1 protein-coding gene is annotated in these 1,278 nt (G+C 67.6%); it reads right to left on the bottom strand.

Translation table 11 applies throughout. The annotated features are described in order from the left end of the window. Positions 1-1,170 (bottom strand): SpoIID/LytB domain-containing protein (locus tag AB0442_RS42535; protein ID WP_366168858.1); only part of this gene is annotated, 1,170 nt, incomplete at its 3' end. Positions 1,171-1,278: the final 108 nt, after the last annotated feature.

Here is a 1,278-nt window from a genome sequence, read left to right as displayed (position 1 = left end):
ACCCGCCCAACCCGTGCTCGTCGCCCAGTCATTGGCCACATTGCCATTGGTGTCCACAAACCCGACGTGACCACCGGCAGCATCAAACGACACCGTGCCGAGAGCTGAAGCCCCGCTGAACGATACGCCGGGGTAGTAGTGGCTCAGTATCGACTGCCAGGAGTTACCGGCAAGGGCGCAGTTCTGCGACCCCCACTGGCTGAGCGTGTCCGGATAGCGGGACAGGCCAGAGCCGCAGGCCTCGGACGGATTGTTGGTGAGCGTGGCCTGATACGAGGCCTGGAAGACCGAGCCGTCCCGTGTCATCACCGTGTTCCAGGTCGCCGCAACAGCGGCGTTGGTGGCGGCGGTGGACGAGCCGGGGATATAGCGCTGGTAGTTAATGGAGTCGTCGACGTTGTAGCAGGTGCCGCCGTAGGATCCGCCGCGCCAGTGGTTGACCTGGTACCACGCGTAGGTCTTCGCCGCCATCGCGCCTGCCTTCAGCGCGTCAGGCTGCCAGGAGGGTATCCACTCATTGGCCAGCACATCCTGGACGTACGACTGGAACGGCACACTGACCACGCCGATCTGCGTGCCCGCTACCGGTGCCCCCGCGCTGGTGTGCTGTGAGTACTGCAGTACCCGGATGGTAGAGGGCGGGGTCGAGTCGGACGAGTAGCCGCCGCAGCTGCCTGCCGTCGCCTGCGCCGTGACCGCGGGGGCCCGGTTGAGCGGGTCCGGCGCGGGTGCGGCCTGGTCGCTGCCCGACTGCGCCTTGCCCGTCAGCTGCACGGTCAGCGAGTCACCGGTGTGCTCCGGCGTCACGCCGGTCAGCTGGTAGGCGCCGAATCCCGGAGCGGTCACCGTGATCGTCACGGGCTTACCGGTCGGGTCCGGGTAGTCGAACTTGAACGCGCCCGCACGGTCGGTGCGGCCCACGAGGGTGCCGTTCACCTCGATGCGTGCGCCGTTCACCGCCGGCATCGAGGCGGGAGGGGTGATCACCTCGCCGGACACCCTTTCTGCGCGGGCGTCCTTCACGGTCCCCGACAGGGTGATCGACTCCGATGGCGAAGCGCTCGGCGACGGCAGCATCGACGCGACCGCCATTCCTGCCGACACACAGCACACGGTCGCCATCGCCGTGACACCGATGAGCGTCGGGCGTAGGCCGCGGATGACTGACAAGTCTGATTCCTTACTTGTATGGCCGCGCCGGCCGTTGTGGCCGGCCGGCGCGGTGGTGTGTGGTGGGATTGCTGGGTTGTGGTCAGCGGCTGGTGCCGCCGAGCAGGG

The organism is Kitasatospora sp. NPDC085895 (genome assembly GCF_040702125.1).
GTDB classification, from domain to species: Bacteria; Actinomycetota; Actinomycetes; order Streptomycetales; family Streptomycetaceae; genus Kitasatospora; species Kitasatospora arboriphila.
This window is presented reverse-complemented; position numbering and strand designations above follow the sequence as displayed.